Origin of the sequence: Kitasatospora sp. NPDC089797, from assembly GCF_040684795.1 — a bacterium.
Lineage (GTDB): Bacteria > Actinomycetota > Actinomycetes > Streptomycetales > Streptomycetaceae > Kitasatospora.
The window spans coordinates 1-25,673 of sequence record NZ_JBFBGS010000045.1 but is presented as its reverse complement, the minus strand read 5'-3'; the positions used below and the strand labels follow the sequence as shown (position 1 = coordinate 25,673).

At 70.5% G+C, this 25,673-nt stretch carries 28 protein-coding genes and 2 pseudogenes; 19 read left to right on the top strand and 11 right to left on the bottom strand.

What is annotated here, in order from left to right:
* Positions 1 to 503: 503 nt before the first annotated feature.
* From AB0O91_RS30280 to AB0O91_RS30260, 5 genes and pseudogenes are all read right to left on the bottom strand, one after another.
* Positions 504 to 1,037 (bottom strand): annotated as a pseudogene (locus AB0O91_RS30280) (site-specific integrase); the annotation flags it as partial.
* Between the two features lies 1 nt (position 1,038).
* Positions 1,039 to 1,374 (bottom strand): annotated as a pseudogene (locus AB0O91_RS30275) (class I SAM-dependent methyltransferase); the annotation flags it as partial.
* Positions 1,371 to 2,195, bottom strand: coding sequence for a WbqC family protein (locus AB0O91_RS30270; RefSeq protein ID WP_363439686.1), 825 nt, complete (start codon positions 2,193 to 2,195; stop codon positions 1,371 to 1,373). The pseudogene AB0O91_RS30275 and the gene AB0O91_RS30270, both read right to left, overlap by 4 nt.
* Positions 2,143 to 2,811, bottom strand: a complete 669-nt coding sequence (locus AB0O91_RS30265) for a YdcF family protein (RefSeq protein WP_363439683.1) — start codon at positions 2,809 to 2,811, stop codon at positions 2,143 to 2,145. The genes AB0O91_RS30270 and AB0O91_RS30265 overlap by 53 nt, the downstream gene beginning before the upstream one ends.
* Positions 2,812 to 2,824: 13 nt before the next feature.
* Positions 2,825 to 3,916 carry a hypothetical protein gene (locus tag AB0O91_RS30260; RefSeq protein ID WP_363439680.1) on the bottom strand — a complete coding sequence of 364 codons (1,092 nt, stop codon included), beginning with the start codon at positions 3,914 to 3,916 and terminating at the stop codon, positions 2,825 to 2,827.
* Between the two features lie 611 nt (positions 3,917 to 4,527).
* Here AB0O91_RS30260 and AB0O91_RS30255 point away from each other — a divergent pair.
* From AB0O91_RS30255 to AB0O91_RS30205, 11 genes are all read left to right on the top strand, one after another.
* Positions 4,528 to 5,130 carry an ATP-binding protein gene (locus tag AB0O91_RS30255; protein WP_363439677.1) on the top strand — a complete coding sequence of 201 codons (603 nt, stop codon included), beginning with the start codon at positions 4,528 to 4,530 and terminating at the stop codon, positions 5,128 to 5,130.
* 209 nt (positions 5,131 to 5,339) lie between these two features.
* A complete protein-coding gene (locus AB0O91_RS30250) occupies positions 5,340 to 5,873 on the top strand; it encodes a hypothetical protein (protein WP_363439674.1) in 534 nt (177 codons plus the stop codon).
* Positions 5,870 to 6,379, top strand: coding sequence for a hypothetical protein (locus tag AB0O91_RS30245; RefSeq protein ID WP_363439671.1), 510 nt, complete (start codon positions 5,870 to 5,872; stop codon positions 6,377 to 6,379). The genes AB0O91_RS30250 and AB0O91_RS30245 overlap by 4 nt, the downstream gene beginning before the upstream one ends.
* 152 nt (positions 6,380 to 6,531) lie before the next feature.
* Positions 6,532 to 8,025, top strand: coding sequence for a Scr1 family TA system antitoxin-like transcriptional regulator (locus tag AB0O91_RS30240; protein ID WP_363439668.1), 1,494 nt, complete (start codon positions 6,532 to 6,534; stop codon positions 8,023 to 8,025).
* Entirely contained in the window at positions 8,022 to 8,159 is a 138-nt protein-coding gene (locus AB0O91_RS30235; RefSeq protein ID WP_363439665.1) for a hypothetical protein, read from the top strand. The genes AB0O91_RS30240 and AB0O91_RS30235 overlap by 4 nt, the downstream gene beginning before the upstream one ends.
* Entirely contained in the window at positions 8,156 to 9,103 is a 948-nt protein-coding gene (locus AB0O91_RS30230; protein ID WP_363439662.1) for an aminoglycoside phosphotransferase family protein, read from the top strand. The genes AB0O91_RS30235 and AB0O91_RS30230 overlap by 4 nt, the downstream gene beginning before the upstream one ends.
* Complete coding sequence (locus tag AB0O91_RS30225) at positions 9,100 to 9,564, top strand: hypothetical protein (protein ID WP_363439659.1); 465 nt, start codon at positions 9,100 to 9,102, stop codon at positions 9,562 to 9,564. Before AB0O91_RS30230 ends, AB0O91_RS30225 begins: the two co-directional genes overlap by 4 nt.
* A 28-nt stretch (positions 9,565 to 9,592) precedes the next feature.
* Positions 9,593 to 10,441 carry a hypothetical protein gene (locus AB0O91_RS30220; protein WP_363439657.1) on the top strand — a complete coding sequence of 283 codons (849 nt, stop codon included), beginning with the start codon at positions 9,593 to 9,595 and terminating at the stop codon, positions 10,439 to 10,441.
* An 88-nt stretch (positions 10,442 to 10,529) separates the two neighbouring features.
* Positions 10,530 to 11,630, top strand: coding sequence for a polyprenyl synthetase family protein (locus AB0O91_RS30215; protein WP_363439654.1), 1,101 nt, complete (start codon positions 10,530 to 10,532; stop codon positions 11,628 to 11,630).
* The gene (uppS, locus tag AB0O91_RS30210) at positions 11,627 to 12,337 is read left to right on the top strand and encodes a polyprenyl diphosphate synthase (RefSeq protein ID WP_363439651.1); all 711 of its coding nucleotides are present in this window, start codon (positions 11,627 to 11,629) and stop codon (positions 12,335 to 12,337) included. The genes AB0O91_RS30215 and uppS overlap by 4 nt, the downstream gene beginning before the upstream one ends.
* Positions 12,334 to 13,212, top strand: a complete 879-nt coding sequence (locus tag AB0O91_RS30205; RefSeq protein WP_363439649.1) for a hypothetical protein — start codon at positions 12,334 to 12,336, stop codon at positions 13,210 to 13,212. The genes uppS and AB0O91_RS30205 overlap by 4 nt, the downstream gene beginning before the upstream one ends.
* A 23-nt stretch (positions 13,213 to 13,235) precedes the next feature.
* On the opposite strand, the gene AB0O91_RS30200 is transcribed toward AB0O91_RS30205, so the two are convergent.
* Positions 13,236 to 14,024, bottom strand: coding sequence for an isoprenyl transferase (locus AB0O91_RS30200; protein ID WP_363439646.1), 789 nt, complete (start codon positions 14,022 to 14,024; stop codon positions 13,236 to 13,238).
* A gap of 97 nt (positions 14,025 to 14,121) precedes the next feature.
* Between AB0O91_RS30200 and AB0O91_RS30195 the strand changes: the two genes are divergently transcribed.
* The 3 genes from AB0O91_RS30195 (at position 14,122) to AB0O91_RS30185 (ending at position 15,755) form a co-directional block, all read left to right on the top strand.
* Positions 14,122 to 14,790 carry a hypothetical protein gene (locus tag AB0O91_RS30195; RefSeq protein ID WP_363439643.1) on the top strand — a complete coding sequence of 223 codons (669 nt, stop codon included), beginning with the start codon at positions 14,122 to 14,124 and terminating at the stop codon, positions 14,788 to 14,790.
* Positions 14,787 to 15,392 (top strand): hypothetical protein, encoded by a 606-nt coding sequence (locus AB0O91_RS30190; protein WP_363439640.1) that lies wholly within the window; start codon positions 14,787 to 14,789, stop codon positions 15,390 to 15,392. Before AB0O91_RS30195 ends, AB0O91_RS30190 begins: the two co-directional genes overlap by 4 nt.
* 213 nt (positions 15,393 to 15,605) lie before the next feature.
* Positions 15,606 to 15,755 (top strand): hypothetical protein, encoded by a 150-nt coding sequence (locus AB0O91_RS30185; RefSeq protein ID WP_363439637.1) that lies wholly within the window; start codon positions 15,606 to 15,608, stop codon positions 15,753 to 15,755.
* 319 nt (positions 15,756 to 16,074) lie between these two features.
* Here AB0O91_RS30185 and AB0O91_RS30180 read toward each other — a convergent pair whose 3' ends face one another.
* The 5 genes from AB0O91_RS30180 to AB0O91_RS30160 form a co-directional block, all read right to left on the bottom strand.
* Positions 16,075 to 16,608 (bottom strand): hypothetical protein, encoded by a 534-nt coding sequence (locus AB0O91_RS30180; protein WP_363439634.1) that lies wholly within the window; start codon positions 16,606 to 16,608, stop codon positions 16,075 to 16,077.
* A 31-nt stretch (positions 16,609 to 16,639) separates the two neighbouring features.
* On the bottom strand, positions 16,640 to 17,896 hold the full coding sequence (locus AB0O91_RS30175) for a NucA/NucB deoxyribonuclease domain-containing protein (protein ID WP_363439632.1): 1,257 nt from the start codon (positions 17,894 to 17,896) through the stop codon (positions 16,640 to 16,642).
* 79 nt (positions 17,897 to 17,975) lie between these two features.
* A complete protein-coding gene (locus AB0O91_RS30170; protein ID WP_363439629.1) occupies positions 17,976 to 19,340 on the bottom strand; it encodes a hypothetical protein in 1,365 nt (454 codons plus the stop codon).
* A 527-nt stretch (positions 19,341 to 19,867) separates the two neighbouring features.
* Positions 19,868 to 20,080: a hypothetical protein gene (locus AB0O91_RS30165; RefSeq protein WP_363439626.1), complete on the bottom strand. Its 213-nt coding sequence runs from the start codon at positions 20,078 to 20,080 to the stop codon at positions 19,868 to 19,870.
* A gap of 97 nt (positions 20,081 to 20,177) precedes the next feature.
* Complete coding sequence (locus AB0O91_RS30160; protein ID WP_363439623.1) at positions 20,178 to 20,333, bottom strand: hypothetical protein; 156 nt, start codon at positions 20,331 to 20,333, stop codon at positions 20,178 to 20,180.
* A 931-nt stretch (positions 20,334 to 21,264) separates the two neighbouring features.
* Between AB0O91_RS30160 and AB0O91_RS30155 the strand changes: the two genes are divergently transcribed.
* The 5 genes from AB0O91_RS30155 (at position 21,265) to AB0O91_RS30135 (ending at position 25,397) form a co-directional block, all read left to right on the top strand.
* A complete protein-coding gene (locus tag AB0O91_RS30155; protein WP_363439621.1) occupies positions 21,265 to 22,953 on the top strand; it encodes a ParB/RepB/Spo0J family partition protein in 1,689 nt (562 codons plus the stop codon).
* A gap of 100 nt (positions 22,954 to 23,053) precedes the next feature.
* Positions 23,054 to 23,605, top strand: coding sequence for a hypothetical protein (locus AB0O91_RS30150; RefSeq protein ID WP_363439618.1), 552 nt, complete (start codon positions 23,054 to 23,056; stop codon positions 23,603 to 23,605).
* On the top strand, positions 23,602 to 24,279 hold the full coding sequence (locus AB0O91_RS30145) for a hypothetical protein (protein WP_363439615.1): 678 nt from the start codon (positions 23,602 to 23,604) through the stop codon (positions 24,277 to 24,279). Before AB0O91_RS30150 ends, AB0O91_RS30145 begins: the two co-directional genes overlap by 4 nt.
* A 207-nt stretch (positions 24,280 to 24,486) precedes the next feature.
* Positions 24,487 to 24,690, top strand: a complete 204-nt coding sequence (locus tag AB0O91_RS30140) for a hypothetical protein (protein ID WP_363439612.1) — start codon at positions 24,487 to 24,489, stop codon at positions 24,688 to 24,690.
* Between the two features lie 2 nt (positions 24,691 to 24,692).
* Complete coding sequence (locus AB0O91_RS30135) at positions 24,693 to 25,397, top strand: Fic family protein (protein WP_363439610.1); 705 nt, start codon at positions 24,693 to 24,695, stop codon at positions 25,395 to 25,397.
* The last annotated feature ends 276 nt before the right edge of the window (positions 25,398 to 25,673 follow it).

Genomic DNA, 25,673 nt, shown 5'->3' with positions numbered 1-25,673 from the left:
GTGGCGCGAGATCGACGACGAGTCGAAGAGTCGTTGGGATGGAACGGTTGGATTCTCGCGCGATCCTGACCACTGGGATTGGCGCAATACCCCGTGGAGGCTGGAGCCCGACCCGTCCGAGCTTTCGACTGGGGGAACCTGCATGCTGGGAATCCCGCCAACCGAGGTTCAAGTGGTCGCCATTGACCAGTACGATCCGCCCGCTGATTTCGGATGGACGCCTCGGCCGACATGGGCACTCGGGGTTTGTCCTGTTTCCGATCTCTCGGACGAGGAAGCCGGATATGTCCTCTACTTGAACTCGGGAGAGCCAATCGTCATTGACCTGGCTTAGCCACTGCCGGACTGAGTTGTGATCTTCGAGAATTAGAGACTCTTATGGAGTGGTTCAAGCGACTCCATGGACATCCTCGAAAGCGGCTCGAAGATGAAACTCAGGGGCCCCATCGGAAGCGTCTCCGATGGGGCCCCTGAGCGTTTGACGGCAGTAGTTGACGGCAACGTCAGCGGACGGGTACTGCACAAAGCGGCGGGCCGTCGCTGTCGTCGGGGTTGGTGACGGCCTCGGAGGACTTGCTGAGGGTACGGCCGAGGAGGTCGATGGCGTCGCGCTGGAGGCGGAGGCGGACGTGGGCATACACGGTCGCGGTGACGCCTATGTGGGCGTGGCCGAGAAGTTCCTTGATGACGACGAGTTCGACGCCCTGTTCCAGCAGCAAGGTCGCGGTTGAGTGCCGCAGGTCGTGGAATCGGATCGCCCGCAGGCGGGAGCGTCGGAGGAGCGCGTTGAACTGGCGGGTGAGGGTGGCGGGTTCGATGGGGTGGCCGTCCAGGTGAGTGAAGACGAGGCCGTTGTCCATACACTCGGCGCCGGCTTGCTGCTTCTCGCGGGCCTGCCGGTCACGGTGTGCGCGGAGCGAGGTGATGCAAGGGGCTGGGAGGGCGATGCGGCGTTCCGAGCTGATGGTCTTGGTGGGCAGAGTGGTGAGGCCGCCGGTGGGGGTGCGTTGGAGGGTACGGCGGATGCTGCCGGTGCCGGTGCTCGGCCGCGTCGGCGTGCACCGTGCGTAGGTGGGGCGCGAGGTGGCCGTAGAGGGCGCTGGCCATGGCGTGTTGGGCGGGGGAGGCGTCGACGGCGTCGACCTGGGCCGGCTCGTGGTGCGCGGTGACGTATGCGGCGTGTCGGGCGGTGCCCGCCCCGAGGTCGGCCGCGACGAGGCCGGTCAGGTCACCCAGTACCTCGGCCCCCGGGCCGCCGTCCTGGGCCCAGATCCAGGAGAACTCCTCGGGGACCGATCGGTCGGTGTCGCTGCGGGTGCGGCCGTAGTGGTGCCACAGGTCTGGCGCGGCGTGTTGAGCGTTCACCCTGGTCATCCGTGCGCCCGGCCCGCCTGGGCAAAGGAGTTCGGGTGTGATCCACCGGCCCACATGGCGCTCTCGCGGATGGTCTCCCCGACGAGGCGCGGTCCGTGGAGCAGCATGGCGTGCACCGCGCTCAGCGACCGGGCACCTGCCCACACTCCTGTGGCCGGCACGGTGAACTGCCGCACCCCGATCCCGACGTTGGTGAACCGGTCCGGCTCGATGTACTGGCTGCCGCCCGTGCCGCAAAGGTAGGCGCTCGCGCCGACCGACCGGCACAGGTCCACCAGCCGCTGGGTGCGCCCGGCCCCGGCCGCCAGGTAGCTGCTGCGCACCACCCGACCGGTCCAGCCCAGCGTGCCGAGAAGCAGCAGCGTGGACGCCTCGGTGATCTCGGCAGTCCGGTCGGTGGCATCGAATAGGTCGAGCAGCGAGCTCAGTTGCTCGGCGAAGGCAGGCCAGATCGGCGACGGCCGGTACTGCTCCCGCAGAACGCCCTCCAGCTGGCGGCGGGCTCGCGCCGGATCGGCGAGGCGGGCGTCCCGGATCAGGGTGGCCCTGCCGTCCGGCAGGTGCGTGGGCAGGGAAACCCACCGTGTGGAGTCGCTGCTCAACGAGCCGAGACGGGCGCGGTGCTGGTAGTCGCGGCGGGCGAACTGGACGTCGTCCAGCACCACCCACACGTCCGCCGCGAAGAGCTTCGCCACCGTGGACAGCCGCGGCAGCAGGTTCGGCTGGTGGATGGCACACACCGGCCCTGCGCCCGTGATGGGCAGTCGGTCAGCTGAGAAGGCGGCTGGTGAACCCATCGTTGATGAGCCGCTGGTACGCATCGAGCACACTCCCGGGTACGTCCTGGGCGACGGCGAAGCCCAGTCGGGGGTACTCGATGACCCGCTGGAGGTCACCTACCAGGGAGTCGATGACCAGGCTCTCGTCGCCGATCGTCTTCACGTAGTCGTGCAGGTCCATCGGGGTGGAGGCGCACACCGCCTCGACCTCGGGCCACACCTGGCGGCACGTCGCGAAGGCTCGCCGCTCCATGTACGGCATGGACACCAGCAGCACCGACGACACGGGTACCTCGGCGGCTGCCAGCACCGCCCGGCTGAACTCGATGTTCTGACCGGTGTTGCGGGCCGTCGGTTCGATCAGCACCGCGCTCTGGGGCACGCCGAGGGCGATGGCGTGCTCGGTGAAGTGCACCGCCTCCCCGTGGGGGAAGTGGTCCGGCCGACTGGGGTTCGGGCCGCCGGTGAACACGATTCGCTTCACCAGGCCGCGCAGGTACAGGTCGGCCGTCTCCGCTGCAACCCCGAGGTCGTGTGAGCCCAGCCCGATCGCTACGTCGCACGGCCGAAGGTCGTGCCCCATCTGCTGGTAGTCCCACAGCAGTGTGGTGTCCGCCCACTGCTGGTCGGTGATCTCGCGCTTCGTCGTGCCGGTCACGTATCTCTCCTGATTACCTGAACTTGACGGCTCCACCTCCCAGTTCGAAGCCCTTGCGGATGCCCTCGATGCTGCGGAGCTGGTGGCTCATACCGTACGTGGCAGCCGTGGCCGCCGCCTTGTCGAGCACCGCGAGTCCTTCGTCGGCGGTCGCCCGGTCGGACAGCAGGACGTGACCGTGCGCGGTGGCCAGTCGCACCTGGTGTAACGGGCTGGGGCCAGTGCCGGCTGACTGTGCTACCGAGATCAGCCTCGTGGCTTCCCCGAGATCACCGGCGCCGCGGTGCGCGAGCGCCAGCTTCTGGTGCGCGGTCGCCCAGTCCTCCTGCTCGTCTGCCGCCTCGAATCCCCGGATCGCGGCAGCCATCAGTGGCATCGCGGCATTGTGGAGACCCTGCTTGTCCAGCGCGGTGCCGACCCACAGGCGCGCCCTCAGCTGGTCGCGGCTGCTCAGCCGCACATCGTTGGACAGTTCGTCGTAGCGGGAGGCGGCGCCCTGTAGGTCCCCGGACATCTCCGCGACGACGGCGAGCGACAGGTCGAGCTGCGCGACCCGACGCGGGATGCCGAGCTGCGTGAACACCGACCGGGCGTCCGCGTACGAGCGCGAGGCCGACCACGGGCCGAGCAGCACACCGCGGTCCCGCTGGAGGTCACCGGCCAGCGTGGTCGTCCGTGCGAACAGGTACAAGCCCCGTTCATCAAGCTCGCGTGCCGGCCACCGGGTCCGCCACCGCTCCAGCAGGTTCGATGCGACGACGAAGTCCTGTCGAGACGCTGCTGCAATGGCCCGCTCGATGTCCTCGGACCACGTCTCGTACTCCCACAACCGGGGACCTTCCGGCGCCGGTGCCGCCGGCGCCCGGCCCTGTTGGGCCAACAGTGCCTCGAACCGCAGCATCGCAACGGCGTCGAGGCGGGCCAACGCCGTATCCAGGATGGCCTGAGTGTCCGGACGCGGTCGCGTCTTGATGCCCAGGCGCTCCCAGTTCGTCACCGTCCGTACGGCGAGACCTAGCAGTGCTGCGAAGTCCCGAACGCTGAGGCGGCTCGCACGCCGCAGCGCCCGAGCCTCCTCCCCGGTCCACTCAAGCACCGATGCCATGACCACCTCCTCGCTCGGCGACCATCGAAGCACCCCGCGACCAGCCGGTGTATCGGAACTGCCACGCAACTGCCACAGCAAGGCATTTCACTCCGGTCGCCCGGGCGTCACGCTGGAACAGCTGAGTCGCCCGGCCAGCAGAGCGGAGGCCCGAGAGTGGAACTCACCGAGCAGCGGTCCGTACCGCCGCCGCACGTGGTTGGCCTGTTGCGGCTGTCTCGCGGGAAGCCTGTGCGGTATGCGGTCCTTGCCGCGGTCCTCGCCGACTTCTGCGTCCAACGGGAGCTCAACCTCACGAGGGTGGTCACCGGGAGCGACCTCGACGAGATCACGGGCCACCCTGGTTTGTACGGAGTCGTTCTGCCGTCGATGGCACACCTGGGCTCCGTCAGCGAGCGGACCGTCCGCCGCCAGCAACTCGCCGATGCTGGCCTGCAACTACTCGTCGTTCGCGGCCTGCAGGCAGGGCTAGCAGCCCGCAGCCGGCCGTCAGGCCGACACTCTCGTGCCCCGACCGAGACAAAGGCCATCCACCGCGACGGCCACACGCGACCACTACGGCCGCTTCCCCGGCAATACCTGATGCCGCCTTGCGGCCCGGAGGAACCGTCATGCTGCACCGCGTACTACAACTCCATGTCCGGCTCGGAACGGCGTCGATCGGCGCCACCCGCAAGCTGATTGCCGACCGGGTTGTCCAGGCTGGCATCGTCCTCGACGGCGATCGGGCGTACGCGCTTCGAGTCGCCTCGTCGGAACTCCTCGACAACGCGATCAAGTACGGCTGTGTCGAACTTTCCAGCACCGAGGTTGAGTTGACGATTGACGCCGAGCTTGACCAGGTCCGCCGCCGACTCCGGATCACCATCACCGACCCTGGTGTGACCGTGCCGGCGATGATCGGCAGCGACGACCCGGACGCGACTGGTGGCCGCGGTCTCGTGGTCGTGGACGGCTACGCCGACGAGATCGGCTGGGGCCAGCGCCTCGACGACGAGGGCCGGGCGGCCGGCTGGTCCGTGTGGTTTGAGCTTGCCGTACAGGAGATGCCGCCGACCTTCGGTCAAGCCACCGCGAACGCGGAAGTGCAGCCGGAGGAGCCGGTCTTGGTGCAGCCGAGGCTGCACGCATTGAAGATGTCCGCCCTCACGCGCCGAAGGCTGACTACGGTGGGGCGGTTGAACCGCCGTGCGAGGGAATTCCGCGCCGCGTAGGCGCCACAGTCCGCCCCGAAGCGGGTGGCGCGGTTCCGATCGTCGAACCGCGCGTGGAGGCCGAGCAAGGGTGCTCGGCCTCCACACCCGCCCCGCCGCCTTCCCCAACCCGCAGCACGGGAAGGCGGCGGGCCGCCCGGCCGCCCCACTGCGCCCCCGGCCCGGGGCGGCCGGGCCGCGCCCTCGAACCCAGAGAAGAAGGACAGGAGATGCGCACTCTCGCCCGGGTCCCGCCCCACGTGCTCGGCGGCCGATGGCTCGCCGGAGTCAGCAGCAGACCCGGCCATATCCAAGCGGGCTGGCGACGCGGCGGCCCCGCTCTGCTGCCGGTGAGCTGCCGCTTCGACGTTGTGATCGTCGTCGGCACGGCCCTGACCCGGGCGGTCGTGGACGAGCTGCACGGCAGCGGCCAGGTGATCGGCCCGGTCCTGTACGACCACGGCGCCGAGACCAGCTCCTGGCTGGTGCCGGTGAGGCCCGGAGCCGCCTGGCAGATGCGGTCCACCGTGCTGCTGACCGCCCTGGCGGACGGCCGAGACCCGCCGCTGGTCGCATTGCCGGCGCCGGGAGTTGGGCGGGTCGCCTCCCTGGAGTGGCTGGTCCAGCCGGACGGCAGCGGGACGCTGACCCGCCACTCGGACCTCGCTGTCGCGCTGCGTCGGGCGCGCCCCGCCCTGAACCGCTCGGTCCCGGCGGCCAGCCCGGGCCTTGTATCGAACTCGCATGCATGGAGGACAAGTTGACCGCGATCGTTCCGACTGTGCTGCTCGCGCGGCAGGTGGTCGAGGGCATGCGCTGGATCGGTGCGCAGACCAGCGACCCGGACGCGACCCGCAGGGCGTGGGCGAGGGGACGGGCGGTGCCCGTCCCGGCCGGTCGGGCCTTCGCCGTGGTGAGGCTTCCGGAGCCGCTGGGCCGCGCGGCCGTGCGCGCGCTGCTCGACAGCGACCACAGCCTCGTCGGCCCGGCGCTCATCGATCACACGGAGGACGTCGTCGAGATCTTCGTGCCCATCGCCCCGGCCGTGTGGCAGGGCCCGCACGCCAAGCTGATCGACGGGAGTCGGGTCTCGTCCCGGATGATCAAAATTCCGCCGCCCAGCCGCCGCGCGGACGGACGGAAATGGCTGTGCCCGCCCCGGGCCCTTCCCGGCTGCTCGGCCGTCCTCACCGACCCGTACCGCCTCGCCGAGGAGGTGGCCGTCGCCCGCAACGCGCTCCTGGCCGGCGGCTACCGGCTCGGCCCCTGATCCCCTCCCGCCGCCAACCGCCGCCCCTGAGTGCGGTCGGCAGCGGGGAACCACCATGCCCGACCCAGCCGATCGGCGGCACGGCTTGCCGCCCGGTCCCGGCCTACGACTTCCCATTCATCCCGCACGATGACGAACCCCAGGAGCCAGTGATGGCCAACGGCACCGCCTACGAGGCCTTCCAGAGGCTGGCCGCGCCGAAGTTGAGGCCGCAGACGCGGTTCGAGGACGGCGTGCCGCTGCTGTCCGTGGACGAGGCGGCCGAGGCGATCGCGGCCGAGCTTCCCCCGCTGGGCGGGCCCACCTTGACCAGTCCGGCGCTGGACCGGCTGGCCGCGTCCGTTACGCGCACGGCCGCGCGCCTGCGGCGCGCCGACCCCATGGACCCCCGGGCCGCGCTGATGGACCTGCTGGCGGACGAACTGCGCGACGCCGAGGCCGAGTTGGAGGAGGGTGACCATGCGGCGGCGGTGGGCCGCGTGCGCCGGGTATGCCTGATGGCGCTGTGCCTGGACGAGATCGCCAGCCACGCGCCGGTGGACGGTGGGCGATCCGCCGACGCGATCGGCCCGCCAGCGTCCGTGTGCCCGGGACCGCCTCGGTTACGAGCCCTGGAACCCGCCGTGCCGCGACTGGCCATGAGCTGCGCGCTGGAGCCCGGGCGGCCGGTTCCCGACGTGCCGTGGGTGGGCCCGCGCCTGGGCGACACCGTCCTAGGCGCGCACTTACGGCACCTGCGGGAATGCCAGGACCTGTCCTGGGCTCAGATCGCCGCCCGCCTTCCCGCCGCCTTCCGTGCGGACGGCGGCACCATCGCCGACCTGGAGACCGGTACCGGTACGACTCTGCGCGAGGCCGCGCACCGTGGCCGGCTCGGCGCCTACCTGCACGCCTACGGCGCGGGCGCGGCCGCCGCCGCCGATGTCCACCAGCTCCTGACGGACGCCGAACTGGCCCGGCCGGGCTACGCCATCGACCGTGGTCCCGGCCGCCCGCACCGCTACCAGCTCCTGGAACAGAGCGCCGACTCCGTGCTCCTCCTCGGGGCCGTCCTGGTCCCCGCGGCACTGCGCACCCCCGCCTACGCGATCGCCGCGTCCCTCGACGCCCCCGCACTGCGTGTGCCGGGCGACGTTCCACTTCCCCAGGTCGCGCCCGTGCTGGAGGCCGGGTGCCCCCTGTGCCGGATCTACCGAGCCGACCTGCTGCTCGACCCGGATGCCGCCAGTGCCTGGCAGCTGGGGGTGGGCGCCGAGCAGGCCGCCGCGTTCGAGGAACGCCTGCGCCGCCCAGGGGCACCGGAGGCGACGGTGGTCCTGTCCTGGAGCGCGCTCGCCAGCCGCTTCGCAGGGGCCGCCGTCCACGCCGAGCAGATGCTCCACCTCGCCGACCTCGCCCGCACCACCGCACTCAGAGTGGCCGTTCTGCCCGACGACGACGGCTACCTCGCCACCCACGACGTCGCCGTGCTGCGTACCGGCGGCCGCGCCGTGACCGCGTCCTCGGGCCTGTGCGACATCACCTACCAGGACGGCGCGCTCCGCCGGGCGGGGATGGCGCTGGAGCGGGCGCTGGCGCCGGACACCAGCATCGAGATGCTGGAACGGGCCGCGGCCGCAGACCTCCCGGGGCGGAGGCTGTGGTGATCAACAACGTCATCTCCAGCGGCACCGCCGCGGGGGCCGGCCTGCTCCGCCGCGCCCGCGGCCTGTGCGCGGGCGCCCCGGCAGACCTGGCCGACATCACCACCATCGCGGAGCGTCTGGGGGTCGAGCTGTGACGCCTGAGGAGAGCCGCGAGATCGTCCTCACGACCGCGCGACGCCAGGGCCTCGACCCGCGCGGAGCCACCCTGCTCCAAGGTGGCCCCCACCACACCTGGCGCCTGCCCAAGTCCGGAGCCGTCGCCAAGGTCTGGGCCCCCGGCACCCGTTTCCAGGACGCCCTGCTCCCGACCCGGATCGCCCTGTGGCTGCTGCGCAACGGCATCCCCGCCGCACGGCCGGTGGGCCGCGACGCCTACCCGGTGCCGCACATGGGCCGCTACGTGTCGCAGGTGACCTTCGCCGAAGACCTCGGAGACGAGCGTCCGACCTGGAGCCAACTCGGCGCGGTGCTGCGCCGGTTGCATGACCTGGAGGTCCCGAAGCACATCGGCGTGCCGGTGTTCAACCCGTTCCCCGGCTTGGCCCGGCGTATCGCCGCCCTCCCGGCCGGCACCCTGTCCCCTGAGCAGCTGTCCCGGGTCCGCGCGCTGCTGGCCCAGGCCAGGGAGGCCTGGAGGACGGTGCGGTGGCCCGAGCGGTGCGTCACCCACGGCGACGTCGGAGTGGGGAACAGCATTCTCACCGGCGAGGGTCCGGCGCTGATCGACTTCGAGCGCACCTCGATCGGGCACCGCTGGCGGGACCAGGCGGCGGGGGCTTGGCGGCGCGATGTCTTCGGCCAAGCGGCGGGGGAGTACGACGAGTTCGTGACAGCGTACGGCGCCGACGTGACGGCCCTGGACGGCGGCCGCATCTACCGGGAGGTGCTGACCCCCGAGTTCGCGCTCAACGCGTGGCTCAACTGGGCCGAGTTCGCGCTCGCGGAACCCGAGCTGCAGCCCGAGGCCGACCGCCGCCTGGCCACCATCACGGGCCACTCCTGCCTCCCGCCGTTCCCCTGGGCCTGGGCGCCGAACGCCGCCCAGGCGGTACAGACACAGCCGGAGGCCACGACGTGAGCGGCGACCCGCGCACCGCACCCGGCGACCACGCGGCCGCCCTCGTCGCCCGCACCGGCATCCCCGTCCTGCTGCTCGTCGACCAGCCCGCCTCGCCGACCCTGACCGCCGGCACCGGAGGCGACCCACGCCGCTACACCTCCACCACCGCGCTGTACGACAACGGCGTGCGCACCGAGGTCCACGCCCCCGGCGGGCCCACCCCGGCCCGGCTCGTCCGCCAAGCTCTGCCCGGCGCCCCCAGGACCGGCCCCTCCTACCTCGCCACTCCGGGCGCACTGGCCCGCGCCGTGGAGGCACGCCACGACGGCCTGACCGCCCGCGCCGCGACCTGGAACGGCTGGACCCTGCTCCAGCTCACCCACTCCGGCAGCGGCTTCCCGGCGCTGCGGCTGATCGGCGCCGACTCCCTCCCCACCGGGCGCCCCGGTCACCGGCCCCGCCTGTCCAACCCCGCCTGAAACGCCTGTTCAGAGTTCTGGAGCCACGATGACCACCTTCTCGTTCCGCAACGACGCCGAGGCCGCCGCCGTCGACTACGCCCGCTACTGCGGCCTGATAGAGGCCGCCGCACCACTGGTTGCGGACCTGTCCGGCCTCCCCCTGCCCGCGCGCGTCGTCGCCTGCCCGGTCACCCCGGAGCAGTTCGTCCAGCGGCAGGTCGAGCACGCCGGGCTGATGTTCGCCCTCGCCGTCGGCGACCTGCCGACCGGCACGTTCACCGACGCCGCGATCACCGCCATGAACGCGCAGACGCGCGCCTACACCGAGGCGATGGTCTCCCGCCTCTACCCGACCTCCCCGGCGGCGATCATGTGGAACGAGAACGGAGGCGCCGAACTCACCTTCATGCCGCAGGTCTACGACGAGCACCTCCACCCCACGGGCCGCCAGCTGACCACGATCTTCGCGCACCAGCTCACCCACCTCTCCCAGTACGCCCTGCGCCCCGAGCTGGCCTACGCCCCGCTGACGTGCAAGCTCCGCGACGCGGCCGCGGGCCTGCCGCCCGAGCAGCACCTCGTCCCCGCCGCCCTCACCTTCGGGCACGCCCAGTACGTCGAACGCCTCGCCTCCAAGCAGCTGTGCGGGCAGGGCGTCATCGGCGCCCTGCCCCACGAGCCGCAGCCCAGCGCCCTCCACACCGAGCTGCGGCAGGACCCGCAAGCGCCGACGAACAGCCCGAACTTCAACCTCGGCGAGCAACTCGTCACCGCGGCGGTCGCCGCCGGCGGGCTCCCCCTGCTGCGCTCCGCCCTGAACCGGGAGGACCTGTACCCGACCGAGACCGAGCTCATCGCCCCGGCGCCCTGGATCGCCCGCCTGGCGAAGGCCTGACCCCGCCCCCTCTCCCGCGCCCCGAGCCCGGCACGTTCCGGCCCAAGGCCCCCGCCCCTCTCCCTCACCCCCGGAAGGTGACCCCACCGTGTCCGCGCCCCGCTACACGCCCACCGCCCAGGCCGTCCAGGACCGCATCACCAGCTACGCCGACACCTTCGGCCCGCTCTTGCGCAGCTACCTCATCCAGCTCGGCGAAGCCTTCGACCACCCCGCCGAATCCGCGTTCACCCCCAACGCCCTCTCCCTCGTCTCGGACCTGGCCCTCGCCGGAGGCAAACGCCAGCGCGCCGCGTTCGTGTACGAGGCCGCACGGCTTCCCGGCACCGAGGCGGTGGCGGGCGCCGCCGACATCGGCGCGCTGGCCATCGAACTGCTCCAGACGGCGCTGCTGATCCACGACGACCTGGTCGACAACTCCTCCACCCGCCGCGGCATCCGCTCGACGTTCGGCTCCTACACCGCCCAGATGCCCGCCCACCCCCAGTACGCGATGGGCATGACCGTCATGGCCGGCGACCTCGCCTCCTACCTGGCCGCCGACGTGATCGCCGCCTCCGACCTGCCCGCCGATCTCGCGCTGGCCATGACCAGGGTGATCCTGCGCGCCGGAAAGGAGACGTACTGCGGCCAGATGATCGACCTGGAAAGGGACTTCACCGCCCTGCCCGACCTCGCCTTCCTGGACACCGTGTCCGACTACAAGTCCGGCCGCTACAGCATCATCGCGCCGATCCAGCTGGGACTGCTCGCCGCAGGACACGACCCCGCGCCGCACCACGACACGCTGCACCGCTACTCCCGGGCCGTCGGCATCCTCGGCCAGATCCGCGACGACTACATCTCGTTCTTCGGCGACCCCAAAGTCACCGGCAAGCCCGACTCCGTCGACGCGCGCGCCGGCCGCCTCTCCTACCCGCTGCGCGAGGCCCTCGCCGCCGCCACCATCCGGGAGAAGCACCACATGCGCACCGTGCTCGGACGCACCGACGCCACCGACGCCGACATCGACATGGTGCGCGACATCGCCTACACCCACGGCGTGGACGAGACGCTGCGCACCATGATGGGCCAGCGCGCCCAGCAGGCCCGGGACGAAGCCGCGACCTGGCACCTCCTGGGCTGGGACCCGGACGCGGTCGGCTTCTTCGCCGAGTCGACCCTGTGGGGAGCGGAGCGGGCGTCGTGAGACTGCGCCGCCGACGGCCGGCACCCCGGCACGTCGCACTGGTCCTGGACGGCAACCGCCGCTGGGCACGCCGCAAGCACCTGCCCAAGGTCACCGAGGGCCACTGGGTCGGCTTCCGCCGCATCCCCGACGTGCTGCGGTGGTGCGACCAGGCCGGGATCGAGGTCGTGACCCTGTGGATGCTCTCCACCGACAACCTGCGCCGCGACCCCGAGGAGGTCGCGATCGTCATGAACGTGATCTGCGCGGTCGTACGCAGCCTCGCTTTCCAGGACCGGTGGACGATCCGCCATCTCGGCACCACCACCGGACTGACCAGCGAAGTGCGGGCCGTGCTGGAGTGCGCCGAGCGGGAGACCTGCGGCCCGGGCCGGGTGATGACGGTGAACCTGGCGATCTGCTACGGCGGCCGCCAGGAGATCGTCAGCGCCGTACGGGCCGTGCTCGCCCGGACCGTGGCCGAGCGCGGGATCAGCGCGCACGAAGCCGTCGAGCACCTGACGCCGGAGCAGATCACGGCCGAGATCACCGCCGGGCAGCCGCCCCCCGACCTCGTCGTCCGCACCAGCGGCGAACACCGCTCCTCCGGCTTCCTCCTGTGGACGGGCACCCATGCCCGCTGGTGGTTCACCTCCACCCTGTGGCCGGAGTTCACCCGCCGCCACCTCCACCGCGCCATCAGCGACTACCGGAAGGCACCCTTATGACCTCCACCGACACTGTCCAGCTGGCCACGGACACCGGCATCCGGCCGGGCCGGATCGTCACCCTGCTGGGCATCGACGCCTCCGGCAAGGACGTCCTCGCCGAAGGCCTCGTCCGCCACCTGACCGCCCGCGGCACCAGCGCGCAGTTCCTGCCCCGGCGCCACTACCTCCTCGGCGAGCCCACCGGCCCCACCGCCGACCTGAACCGCACCCTGTACGACGGCGCCCTGCGCGCCTTCTACACCGGCGCCCGCACCCCCGACGGCACCGAGGTCTGCGACCTGATCGCCCCCGACGCCGACCTGCGGGGCAAGCACATCACCCGAGCCCTCACCGGCGTCGACATCGCCTACAACAACCCGCGCACGGTTCTGGCCTCCTCGATCACCGAGATCGCGGGATCGCTGGCCTACTGGGAGAGCGTCCTGCTGCCGAAGGCCCGCGAGGGCCAGGTCGTCATCGACACCCCTCACCTGATCCGCGCCGTCGTCAAAGGCTGCACCATGGTCCAGCACCACGCCGACGAGGGCACCGCGCTCGACCGCCAAGCCGCCCAGGTCATGGCCTGCGCCCGCGAGGTACTGCGCCCCGACCCCGCGCTGACCGTCCCGGTGCTGCTGCGTGTGACCCCCGAACTCGCCTACGAACGGCGCGTGGCACAGCACGGCGGCCTCGGCCCGCTGGAGCACTACGGGCAGGTCGGCGGCCACGCCACCCGGGACGCCTACCTTGACCTCCAGCGGAGGGTGCAGGCCGAGCTGGAGGTCATCGCCGCGCACTGGCGCGCGGTCGTGGTGGACATGGACCCCGACTGGCACGATGCCTGGCCGGCCGCCCTGGAGGCGATCCTCGGCGACGAGCGGATGCGCCTGTGAGCCGCACCGGCCAGGCCGGGCGGCTACTTGCCGTACCGGCGGTCGCGCTGAGCGAACGCCCGCAGCGCCCGCAGGAAGTCGACCTTGCGGAACGCAGGCCAGTTCACGTCGACGAAGTGGAACTCGCTGTACGCCGACTGCCACAGCAGGAACCCCGACAGGCGCTGCTCGCCGCTGGTACGGATGACCAGGTCGGTCGCGTCGGCGCCCGCTGGCGAGTACAGGTTGGCGCTGATGTCCTCGGTGTCGAGGACGTCGGCGAAGTCGGCCGGGTCACCGCCGGCGTCGACGTGGCGGCGGAACGAGCTCTTCACCGCGTCGACGATCTCGCGGCGTCCTCCGTAGCCGACCGCGACGTCGACCAGCAGGCCGCCGCGGTCGCAGGTGGCGGACGCCGCCTCCTTGAGCGCGCGTGCGTGGTCGCCGGGCAGCAGGTCCAGCGAGCCGATCACCTGCACCCGCCACGGCTTCCCGGGTTCCGCGAGGCCGGTCACGGTGTCCTGGATGATGCCCAGCAGCGGGACGAGTTCGTTCTCCGGGCGGCCGAGGTTGTCGTCGGACAGCATGAACAGGCTGACGTGGCCGACGCCCGCCTCGGCACACCAGCGGAGGAACTCCTCGACCAGGGCGCCGCCGACGCGGTAGCCCTCGGCGACGTCGTGGCCGTGGCCGTTCGCCCGCGCCCACCGCCGGTTGCCGTCCAGCATGATGCCGATGTGCTGGGGCCGGGGCAGACCCTCCAGGCCTTTCAGAACGCGCCGCTCGTAGACCGGCATCGCGGCGTTGCGCGCCCACATGGGCAGAAGCGCCATGACTCCTCCTAGGACAAACCAGGATCAACTGGTCGAAGACGGTACCAGTCCGATCCCCAACTTCCCCACCCGAAGCCAGAATTCAAGGAGAGTGCCGGTGCACACCGTTGAAGACGTCCACCGCGAACTGGACGACATCGACTGGCAGCTGTCCCGCGACAGCGCCACCCGGGCCCGCGGCATCCTGCGCAGGCTCGCCGACGACCGGCCGCTGCTGACCGACATGGTCGAAGCGGTCCCGAACACGCCGGAGCTGATGGGCCGCTGCGAGCACCACCCGCTCATGTCGCGCATGGTCCTCGCCGACCGCCCCGGCGGCTGGTGCCTGCGCCTGCACCGCTTCGAGCACGACGAGCGCGACCTGATCCCGCACACCCACCGCCGCGCGATCTACTCGCACATCCTCCTCGGCGGCTACCTCCAGGCGTGGCACCGGCGCACCGACGGCAAGGACGGCGGGCCCTTCACCACCGCCGACCTCGTGCCGGCCGTCATCTCGATCGAAGAGCCCGGCGCGGACTACATGCTCGGCGACCCGCTCATCCACCAGACGATCATGCGGCCCGGCACCGTGAGCCTCTTCCTGTCCGGCCCCGCCCGCCAGGACCAGTGGTGGCCCGCCTGCGACCTCAACGGCATGGTCACCGAGATGAAGAAGGACGACATGGAGCAGGTCAAGGACTTCTCCATGACCCCCGCCCACCACGCCGCCTTCGCCGCCATGCTCCGCTCCCACGGGATCATCACCGGAAGGACCGAACTGTGACCCGAACCCCCGTCCCGCTGCCGCCGGCCGTCGCCAACCTCCTCAGCCTCTCCGGCCGAGCCCGCGAGATCCCGATGGACGACGCGGGCCTCCCCGACAACTGGGCCCCGGCCGTCACCGCCTCCGTCCTCGACCTGCTCACCACGGCCGAGACCGGGACCCGCAAGCTCTCGCACACCGGCTCCGGCCGCACTGACCTGTACATCGGCCGCGACGGCGACAACGCGTACTACGTGCGGATCGCCGCCGGCAACCACACCGTGCCCCGCCCGGCCACCGACAAGACCGCCGTGTTCACCCTCGCCGGCACCGCGCTCCTGGAGGCCTACACCGACACCGCGCACATCGAAGCCGACGACCCCCAGTACGTCCGCGAATTCCGCCCCGGCTCCATCCACTTCGTCTTCCCCGGCACGCCGCTCACCGTCGAGCTGTCTCCCGACGCCTGCCAGCTCGTCGTCTCCCGGGGACCGATGACACCGTTTGGCACCGAACTGGACGAAGGCGCCCACGCGAACGCCTCGAAGACCGCAGCCAGCCTCCTCGCGGCCCTCGACACCCACCGCGCCACCCAGGCGCCGCACGACCAGAGTCAGAGCTGATCCCGCGTAGGTCGCGTCAATAGCTGGTCACCCGATTGCTACTTGAAGGGAGCAACCAGTCGACAACCACGCACCCTGCGGGCAGTACCCACGTGGAGGCTGCTCGCCGGCGCTCCACCCTGTGGTGCGCGTTGCCTCTGCTGCTGTCCGGGGTGCCAGTGACTTAACGCAACCAGGTAGTTCTGACCTGGGGTGTTGCCAAGGGGTAATCGCATGGACACGTACGACGAGGAACTGGGCAGGAGCATAGACGCTTGGGTGGAGGCTGAACTGGCTGCCTCGCCGGAGTGGGGGACCGACAGGTACGACAGCATCCGCCAGCAAGTGGAAGGCAGTGAACTCGCTGCCGCCGCTGAGGAGTAGGGGCGAGAAGCGCCGTACGTGGTGCGGGGCGGTAGCCGCTAGCGGCTACCGCCCCGCACCCAGCTCACCGCGACGCAGGTCCTGCGCCACCCCCGTAGGACGGACCCGCGGACGAGACCGAGGGGGCAGGCGCTCGATGTTGACGGCGATGGCGTGAGTTCGCCGACCAGCGGGCAAGTAGTCGGGCACCCCGGGGCTTTCGAAGTCACCGGCTCGGGTCCGTGGATTCTCTACCTTCCGCGCTGCTCTCTATTTCGTTGATCTGTTCACCGGGGTGCGGCGCTTCCGTTGGGACGGCGGCGCCGCACCCCGGTGATGTCTATTCGTCGTCTTCGTCGTCCTCGGACTCGGCGGTCCACCACAGGTCGACCCGATAGGATTCCAGGGTCTCGTGGTGGGCTGCGAAGACGGCGTCCGAGTTGAGCTGTCCTTCCGACGTGGCCAGTTGGGCGCGCAGGCTACTCTGCTGGTCTTCGGCTGCCTGGCGTCCCTTCCAGGAGACGCGTCCTTCGTAGACTCCGGGGCGTGGCACCTGGAAGTCGCCGGCGATCTCGGGTGAGAACGCGCGGATGACTACGTATCCGGTGGGCGTTTCGAGTTCGACCTCGCGTTCACCTTCGGCTTCCCAGGCGCTGTCGGCTGGTGCCGGGCCGTCCCACACGCGAAGGAGGATCTCGGCGGGAGAAGTGCCTTGAAGGCTGTGGATGTAGATCTGGGTGCCTGTCCCGGCGACCACATCTCGTCGGCTCCTGTCGAGGGCTTCGTTGCTCGGGATGGTGGCGTCGGCGTCGTACACCACGATCTTGCCGTTGTCGGGCCACGCTTCGGTGCGGAACTCGAAGAGGACGGTCACCGCTTTTCCTTTCCGAACTGACCGGTGTCGGCTACGGGATGATCTTCACGTAGAAGGGGTCGCCGTTCAAGAGCCGGTTGACGGAGTAGACCTCCCCGAGCATGTTGCCGCCCTTGCCGTTGTCGTCGCCGTCTATGAGGCGTGCGGAGTAGCGCCTGTCTCCCTTGTTCGCACCTTCCTTGGTGGAAGCGAAGGGGTACTCGTCGCACTCCAGGCCGGACTTCGTGTAGTCGCCCCAGATGTCGTCGCAGGTTTTGATGGCGGCGGCGCGATTCTTCCTCTGCTCCTCTCGGTCGACGAGGCGGTGAAGGGGTTCCTTTGCTCCGGGGATGGTTTTGGCCGTGAAGGAGGGGAAGGTCCGTTCGGGGTTGTTCTGCGCGTCGGAGATGTGTCGTGCGCTTTCCCTCACTGCGGGGTCGGAGAGACTCATGACGAGTTCGACCCGGGCGGCGGTGAAGACGGTTCCCTTGTACTTGCCGGCTGTGGGGCCGGCGTAGTCGAAGCGGACGTCGGAGTGTGCGGCGTCATCGTCCTTGAACGCCCGTGCGGGTGCGGTGGGCGACTTGACGTTGATCGACATGGTCACTGTGGTGTTGACGATCTGGTTGTCGCCCTGGTCGTACAGGGGGCCGTTGTCGGGCGAGGTGTAGGTGAGTGTCCAGAGCGGGTTTGAGTTCCACGCGCCGAGGAGGTCGCTGCGGCGCTTCGTGTCAGGGTCGGTCACGCGGCCGCCGAGGTGGGTGAACTCCTGGTCGATGGACCACAGTTTCGCGTCCTCGCTGCCGACGGGCGCGACAATGATGTCTTCCACGCTGGCGACGTAGTCGACCCTGCGCTGCCCGTCGTAGGCGAAGCCGAGGAGCCAGACCTCGAACCAGAGGCGTCCGATCGTCTCGCTGCCGTCCGTCCTGCGCAGCACCACGTCGTAGTGGTGGTGTACGCAGCTTTCGAAGCGGTTCTTGACCCAGCCCGCGGGCGAGGTCTTGTCGGCCCGTTCGGCGCATTCCTTCTTGAGATCGGGGTCGTCGGCGGATGCGGCATCGGCCTCGTACTGAGGCGGGGAACCAACGCCGGTTTCCGGCTGCGCGGCGGTGTACTCGGACAGGGGGACCGGCCGGCCGAGGCGTGCGAGTTCCTCAGCGGGCACGGTCGAGGCGGGAACGAGCACGAAGGGCGCGGGTTCGCGGGGGGCGGGCGGGCCGGCGGCGATTGTGCCGGCGGCGAGCAGGACGGCACAGACTCCGGTTCCCGCGGTTCGCAGGAGTCGGCGTACGGGTCGGGTGTTCACGGAGCGGGCTCCTAAGTCAGGGGCGACTGGTCAGGACTGTGGGCGGTATGAACCGGGCCGGGACGAGGGCCTCCGCGTGTCACTGCGGGCAGGCCGAACCCCAGCAGGCGTCGACGAACTCGCCTGTGCTCTGGGTGTAGGCCGCGGCGAGGCCTGCGCTTCGGGGGCCTGCCTGGCTCCGGCCGTGGGTGGGCATATCGGAAGTGACCACCCACAGCGGGGTGTCGGCGTCCCACTGTGCGGCCGTGCGCCGCCCGCTGGAGTCGTCGGCAACGATTCCCGCGTGCACCCGCAGCGACTCCAGCGGGACGCCGAACTCGGCTGCGGTGCGCAGCTTGAGGTCATCGAGGTTCACGTCGGCGGTCTGTGCCGGGGGGATGCGGTCGCCTTTGCGACGCGGTGTTGTGGCGGGCTGGTCGGTGTTGCACTGTTTGGCGGTGCGCAGGCAGTCGGCGAGGCCTGGCACGGTGCTCAGGCAGGCGTCGGGGGTGTTCTGCAGGCAGGTGTGGAGCGTTTCCTGGTCGACGCCGTTGAACACGGTCGGGCGTTCGAGCACGGGGGATGCCAGCGTGGGTGCTGTGACCGGGGCGAGGGGAGCGGGTGCGGCCAGCGGTTTGCCGACGTTCCAGGAGGTCGTGACGGGAAAGGACGGCGGAGGCGGTGTGCTCGTCGTCTGCTGGGCGGTGAAGCAGTACGGTGCGGTGTTGGGGCTGGTGCTGCCGGGACGGAGGTCGCCGCACCTGCCGAGGCCGAGCTGGGTGGCGGTGTTGGCGGGAGCGAAGCGGCCCCAGACCTTGTTCTCGTCCATCCACTGGGGCCGGTCCTCGAAGACCGGTACGTCCACGTGCTCGGGGTGGTTGACCTCCAGGCCGACGTCGACACGGTTGCCGTCGGAGGCCCGGGAGACGGGTTTCTGCCCGGTGGTGGTGCCGACCGAGTTGAAGTCGTAGAAGACCTCCCACTGGGCGCTGTTGTCCTGGCGCTGGAGGAGGTAGCTGTGGTTTCTGCCGTCTGCCTTGTCTGGGCCGACGCCGACGTTGATGGCGGTCTCCCGGCCGCTACCCTGGTCAGGTAGCTCCTCCCAGTGTGGTGCGTAACTGGCGGTCTGCGCACCGGTCTTCTGTGCGTACAGGCCTATTCGTACGGTGGCGGGCGAGGCGATGTCCGGTGTGACGGTCAGGTAGTTCGCGGCTCCGACCATGATGTTGGGGTTGTCGCTGGAGTCAAAGGTGATCGGCAGGTTGCGCCAGGTGGCGAACGCGCCGCGGATCGGCTGGCCTGCGTTGGCGCAGAGCATCGCCCACTGGGTGATCTTTGCGCTGTACATTCCGTTGCAGTCCCGCGTTGGTGCCTGGGCCGACGCGGCGGGCGCTGCCGACAGCACGGCCGCGACGGCACCGGTCCATACTCCAACTAGCGTCAAGGCACGCTTGGTTCGTGTCACGGATCCCCTCCAAAGTCCTGAGACAGTGGAATGGACACTAACGGTCATGGCATCGTCAAGTACGGGTATATCAATGGCTATGACGCCTTTCCGGCCAGCGCCCGACATGCGAGGCACGTGATCGCCCGACGCCCGTACGCGTCAGCTCCACGAGCACGTGCGCGTTCTGAATCCCCAGGCAGAACGATATCTGCGGGCCCATCAACCTCACTGGCGAACGCACTGGAGCCAATGGTGCTCCGATCTTCGCTGGCCGGCTTTCGTTGACCTTCTCGGCCCTTTCGCCGCGATCCGGGCTGGCCTGATTACACGGTAGGAGGCACCGGCCTGGGCGCCGGTGGTGATCCCCGGACCTCGAATGGCCGGTGTGCCTGATGCGCGGAGGGCGGTCACCAGAGGCTCAGGGGGCGGCGCGATCGCTTCCCGGACTCGTTCAGACTCTCCATCGGTCAGACCGGCGCGGATGACGGCGATCTCCTTGGCCACGATGAATTCCAGTGCGCCCAAGTAAGAGAGTTGTTGCCGGGTCAGGCCACGCAGGGGGTGGGTGAGGGCGAGTGCCTCGATCGTCTTGATCGCGGGAAAGCGGCCGCCCGGACGCGGGCTTCGCCGCCGTGCGATTCGCGGGCGGAGACCTCGCGCTGGAGGCAGGCGACGAGGAACTCGGTGTGGGTCCAGGACTCGGTGCGGGCGCGTTCGGCGAGTCGGTCGGCGGCGTCCAGCAGGGTCGGGGCCTTCATCGCTCGGCAGAGGAAGGCCAGGCCGACGGTGGTCTGGCGGCTGGTGTGGCGCCGGCCGTGGCGCCGGCCGTGGCGGGCACTTCGGTGGCGGTGAGCATCATCTGGCCTCCTTGTCGATCGTGCCGCCGTCGATGACGGTGAACGGCCGGTCGTAGCTGTCCAGCGGGTGTTGCTCGACCTCGATGTCGGCTGCGGTGCCGCCGGTGGCGGCGTCGGGTGCCCGCCGCAGATGGCGTACGGTCTGGTGGCGCATGCGCTAGCCGGCTTCGGCGTGCTCGGGGTCGGCGATGGTCTGATGGCGGGCCCAGCAGCGGGGATGTTCGGCGACGAGCTCGCCGTCGGTGGTGACGACCTGGACCTGGTCGGTGTCGGTCAAAAGAACCCAATACCGCGTATTCAAGGGGTGGTTGGGCCAGTCAAGACCACGTCCGGGTGGTGTTCCAGCCGGTTCCTGGCCGCCCGGACGCTGGAGCACGGTGACGGCTACGCGGCCCGCGACGTCCTCGCCCACCTGACCGTCGCCGCCGCCCTCGGCTCCGCCGAGCGCCAGCAGCTCGCCGAGACCGTGACCGCCTGCGGCCTAGGCCGAGGCGAGCTGCCCGCCGACCTGCACGACACCTTCGCTGCGGCCCTCGACCGCGCCGCCATGGCGCTTACCCGCAGCCTGGCCGCCAGCCGAAAAGGAACGCATGGACTACAGGGTTTGGTATCTGATCCCGGACGTGGAGGTCGATGGCGAGGCCCTGGGGGCGGTGCCAGGAGGTGGCCGGGTCCCGTCCCCCTTCCGCGGCCCAGTATCCGGGGCCGGCCGCCCGCCTCAAGGGCGCTTCGCGTGGCTTCGCCACCGGCCTGCGGCCGGCCCTTGACCCGGACGGCCTCTTTGCCCCGGACCCCAGGCAGCTATCAGGGGGACGGGGGAGGTGTGTATGGGCTGTTCAGCTGCACCGCCGTGCCTGCGGACGGCGCAAAACGATCATGAATCCGCCTCGGTCGAAGCGACCTGGAGCCGTCGAGTTAGATTGACTAAAAACCCTCTTTGAGGTAATATTGTTCTTGTTGGGAGGGGATGGCACCCCCACTCAACAAGTAGAGATCAGGCACCTGTTGGAGGATTTGTGACCACTGTACTTGCACCCGCTGAGCTGCTGGACGACGAGACCTTCTCGCCGGAGTCGATCGAGCCGATGGGCGCGATCAAAGCTGAGTCCGTTGATGAGGGCGCCGACCTGGGGGAGTCCCCGACGAAGATCCTTCTTGAAGGCGTCGACCCGGCCGAATTGATCTTCACGCGCAACGTCCGCAAGGCCGAGCTGACGCCGGACTTCGTCGACTCGATCGCGGAGCACGGCCTGCTCCAGCCGATCATCGGGACCCCCTACGAGTCGGGGATCGCGATCATCCTGGGGAACCGGCGCACCATGGGTGCGATCGAGGCTGGCCGGACCGTCGACGTCATCGTGCGCAACGACCTGAGCGCCGAGGACGCACGGATCATCGCGCAACTCATCGAGAACATGCACCGCGAGGACATGCGCGAGAGCGAGATCGCGGACGCGTACGCACAGCTCTCCATGGAACTCGGCCTCGACGCTGACCAGATCGCCGCGCGGGTTGCTCAGGACCCGAAGAAGGTCAGGGCCTCGATCGCGCTGTCCGCGATGCCGAAGAGCGCGCGGCAGGCCGTGGACCACGGCGAACTCACCCTGGAGGACGCCGAGGAGCTGGCGGAGTTCGAGAGCGACCCGAAGGCGTACAAGCGGCTGCTCGACACGATCGAGCGGGGCGGCAAGCTGGAATGGGCCCTCAAGAACGAGCGGCGTAAGGCAGTGACGGCTGTGCTGCGGAAGGAGGCCACCCAGGTCCTCAAGGCGGCCGGTGTCCGGATGGTCGGCGAGCCGTACGGGTTTGGGTGGAACGGGTCGAAGGAGGTCGGTCTTGACCGTCTCGCCGATTCGGACGGAGTGGTCCTGACTCCGGAGAGCCACAAGAGCTGTCCCGGTAACGCGGCGTTCTTCCACGAGAACACGCCCGGTGAGGTGAAGGCGACGTTCCTGTGCCGTGACCCGCACCAGCACGGCCACCACGTGTCCGGCTCCTACTCGTTCCTCAGCCCGGAGGAGCAGGCCGCCAAGGCAGAGGCCGAGCAGGCAGATCGCGAGCGCCGGGAAGAGCTGGCGATCGCCCGGGAGATCCGGCACGAGTTCATCCAGGAGCTCTGCCGGTCCAAGAAGGTGCCGAAGGGGCTGACCAAGCGGGTGCTCGGGATGCTGTACACGCTGGGGTCGGACGAGACGAGCCCTGACGTGCTGGAGTTCCTCAAGGCGCCGGGCGACGACGACCGGAGCGCGCGGTACGGCCGATTCATCGGGCGGACTGCCGAGGCCCGGCTGCCGCTGGTGCTGCTCGCCAGTGTCGCGGTCCGAGTCGAGCGCCACGTGAGCGACGCGGTTCGCGGCTGGGGGAAGACGTGGGCCGCACTCGCCTGGTTCGAGCTCCTGACCGCCTACGGCTACGACCTGAGCGAGCCTGAGATCGAGTTGGTCGACGCACTTCGGGCGAAGATCGCCGCCGCCGAGGCGCGGGCGGCGGCCGAGGCGGAGGCCGCCGCCGAGGAGGACGAGGACCAGGGGGACGAGGACGGCCAGGAGGTGACGGCGGAGGACGAGGAGGCGCCCGCCGAAGCCGAGGGGGAGGACCAGGACGGCGAGAAGCTGACGGCCGAGGACCAGGAAGACGCGTTGGACAGGTACCTCGCGATTGTGGAGGACGACGAGTCCGATGACCCGGTCAGCGAGGACAAGGGGGAGCAGACCGAGGAGGCCGACGACTGGGAGGCCCGTTACCCGGAGATCAACGAACCGATTGCGGCCTGACCGCCGGGAGGGGTGACCCCCTCCCCATCACGCCGGGGGTGTCCGATGGCACCGGACACCCCCGGCCCCGCAGACCACACCACCCACGCCGGAGGCCCGCATGCACCTGTACCTCGCCACCACCGACGACCCGCCACTCACCGTCCGGACCGATCTCGCCGTTCACCTCGCTGGCCGCCACGAGACGCATGCCGTGTTGCTCGCCCGGACGATCCTGATGACCATGCCCTCCGCCCGCATCCGCCTCGCCCACCCGCAGCCTGCCTACGAGGCGTACGCCGCGTGGTCGGGCGCCGCCGACCAGGCCGCCGAGTTGTTCGCGCGGGCCCGTTCCGGCGTCGTCCCGGAGCCCGAGGGGCAGATATCCGGGCACCTGCGTCTGGACGCTCCGGTTCGCCCGCCGATCGTGGAAACGCTGCCCGCGAAGATCAGCCCCACCCGCGCGCCGCAGCTTCGAGTCAGCATCGGCGGGCTGCTGACCATCGTCACCGACATGGACGCCTTCGCCAGCCAGCTCACCCTCTGGACCACGGCCTACCGGCACGCCGCGCGCCGCTGGGACAACCTGCCCGACATCGAGGAGCTGGCCGCCGGGAAGGTCCCGACGTTCGAGGACGCCGAGGCCCCCGTGCTCACCGGGGCGGCAGCATGAGCAGCCCCCGGCCGACCGGCCCGCAGTACGTCACCCTGGTCACCGAAGGCGGCTACCGGATGCACGCCACCATCACCCTGGACTGGGGGCAGGGAGCCGCCCTGTACCGCATCGCGGAGCTGGGCGGCACCCTCACCGTGGGGTGGCAGTCGGGCCACTACTACCTGAACTGCTGCGACGGCGACGCGATCGAGATCACTTACGGCAAGCCCGACCGCTCCCCGTACACCGAGCACTTCGAGGACGCGCCGACCGTCTACGGAGTGCTGCTCGCCGCCCAGGCGGTGTTCCACCCCGAGACGATGAGTCCGACGAACCATCGGTGGCTGGTCGTCCGGCGGGAGATCGGCAGCCGCTACACCCCCAGCGCCCCGGAGGGCACCCAACGCAGGACCGCCGCCATCGTCCACACGATCACCCAACACATGCTCACCCGTCCCTGGGCGGCTGAACTGCGCCGCGCCCACGACCAGAATCATGCCCCCGCCCGGCACTGCCACCACCAGAAGGCAATCCGTGAACTGGAGGAGGAGGCGGCCCAGCTCCAGGAGGGGTTGAACCGGGAGAGGGAGCGGGCAGCGGCGCAAGCCGCCATGATCGAGACCGACACCGGCGGGGTCCGCGTGACAGCTCTGCCCACGCCGGTGGCGGAGCACCAGCCGCTCGCTTCCTGACCCGGCCGCCGAGCGCGGCGGCCGGCACCGAGGGGGAGGGGGCATCGAGCCCCCTTCCCCTCGCACGCGGCCACCGACCGGGGCCGGCCATCTGCCGCGCCCGCCCCGACCAGTCACCCAGAGCGCCAGCGCGCCCGCCAGCGCCGGGCACGTACGCTGATGAGAACCACCCGCGCCCGCCCGGCGCGAAGACGAGGAGCACCACCGATGCACGACCCCGCCACCCCGGAGAGCCGCCGCCGCGCACTGTCCTCCGCCCTGGGCTCCGTCCAGGCCGAGGGGCTCACCCCCAGCGCGGACTACGCTGCCGACGCGGAGGAGTACGCCGCCGGACAAATCTCCGCCGACGAACTTGTGGCCCGCGCCGAGGCTCGCCACCGCGCTCCGGACGCCGAGCAGGCGACCTCCTGACGATGGTCGACCCCTACCTCGACCCGGACAGCGGCGTCCTGCGCAACAAGCTCGGCATCACCGACCCCCAAGCCCTCGCCGCCGCGGAAGCCGACATCACCGCCGCCCGCCTCACCCGTCTCGCCGAGCGACCGCTCCCCGGCGCCTATGACCTGGCGCACCTCCAGGCGTTCCACCGGGAGATCTTCGGCAGCATCTACCCGTGGGCCGGCCAGATCCGCTCTGTCGAGATCGCCAAGACGGACCGGTTCTGCCTCGTCCGCATGATCCCCGGCTTCGCGGACGACATCTTCGGCCGCCTCGCCCGACGCCAGGACTACCTCCGCGGGCTCGACCGCGACGGCTTCCTCGACGGCTTGGCTGACCTCTACGGCGACGTCAACGCGCTGCACCCCCACCGCGAGGGCAACGGCAGAGCGCAGCGGGCGTACCTCGGCCAGCTAGCTGCCGACGCCGGACACCCGATCGACTGGACCCGGCTCGACCCCGAGCGCAACGTGCTCGCGTCCATCGCCAGCCTCAGCGGCAACAACGGCCCGTTGCGCTCGATGCTCTCGGACCTCACCGTCGACCAGCCGGCACCGAGGGCCCGCGCGGCCACCACGACCAGCGAGACCGTCAGGGCAACCCCGACGCCGACGCCAGCACCAGCGCTCCAGCCCCCGTCGCCGGTCCAGCAGTCCAACCATCCGACCATCCGGCGCTGACCCCGGAAAGCGTGGCGGCCGGTGGACACCCCCGCGGAAGCGGGTTGGCACGGTCCACCGGCCAGAGACCACAGCACCTCCGCGAACGCGGTGGAGCATGCGGACCTCCAGGGTAGAGCACGAGCCGGAGGGCCCAGGGGCTCGACGGCGAACCTGGTGGACAGCCGGCTTCGGCGGCGGTGGTGGTGGTCGCCGCCGGGGGCGGCGGGATTCGGGCGCGCCTTCGGCGCGGCTGCCTTTTCTGGTCCGGGCGCCCCGCTGCGCGGTTCCCCCGGC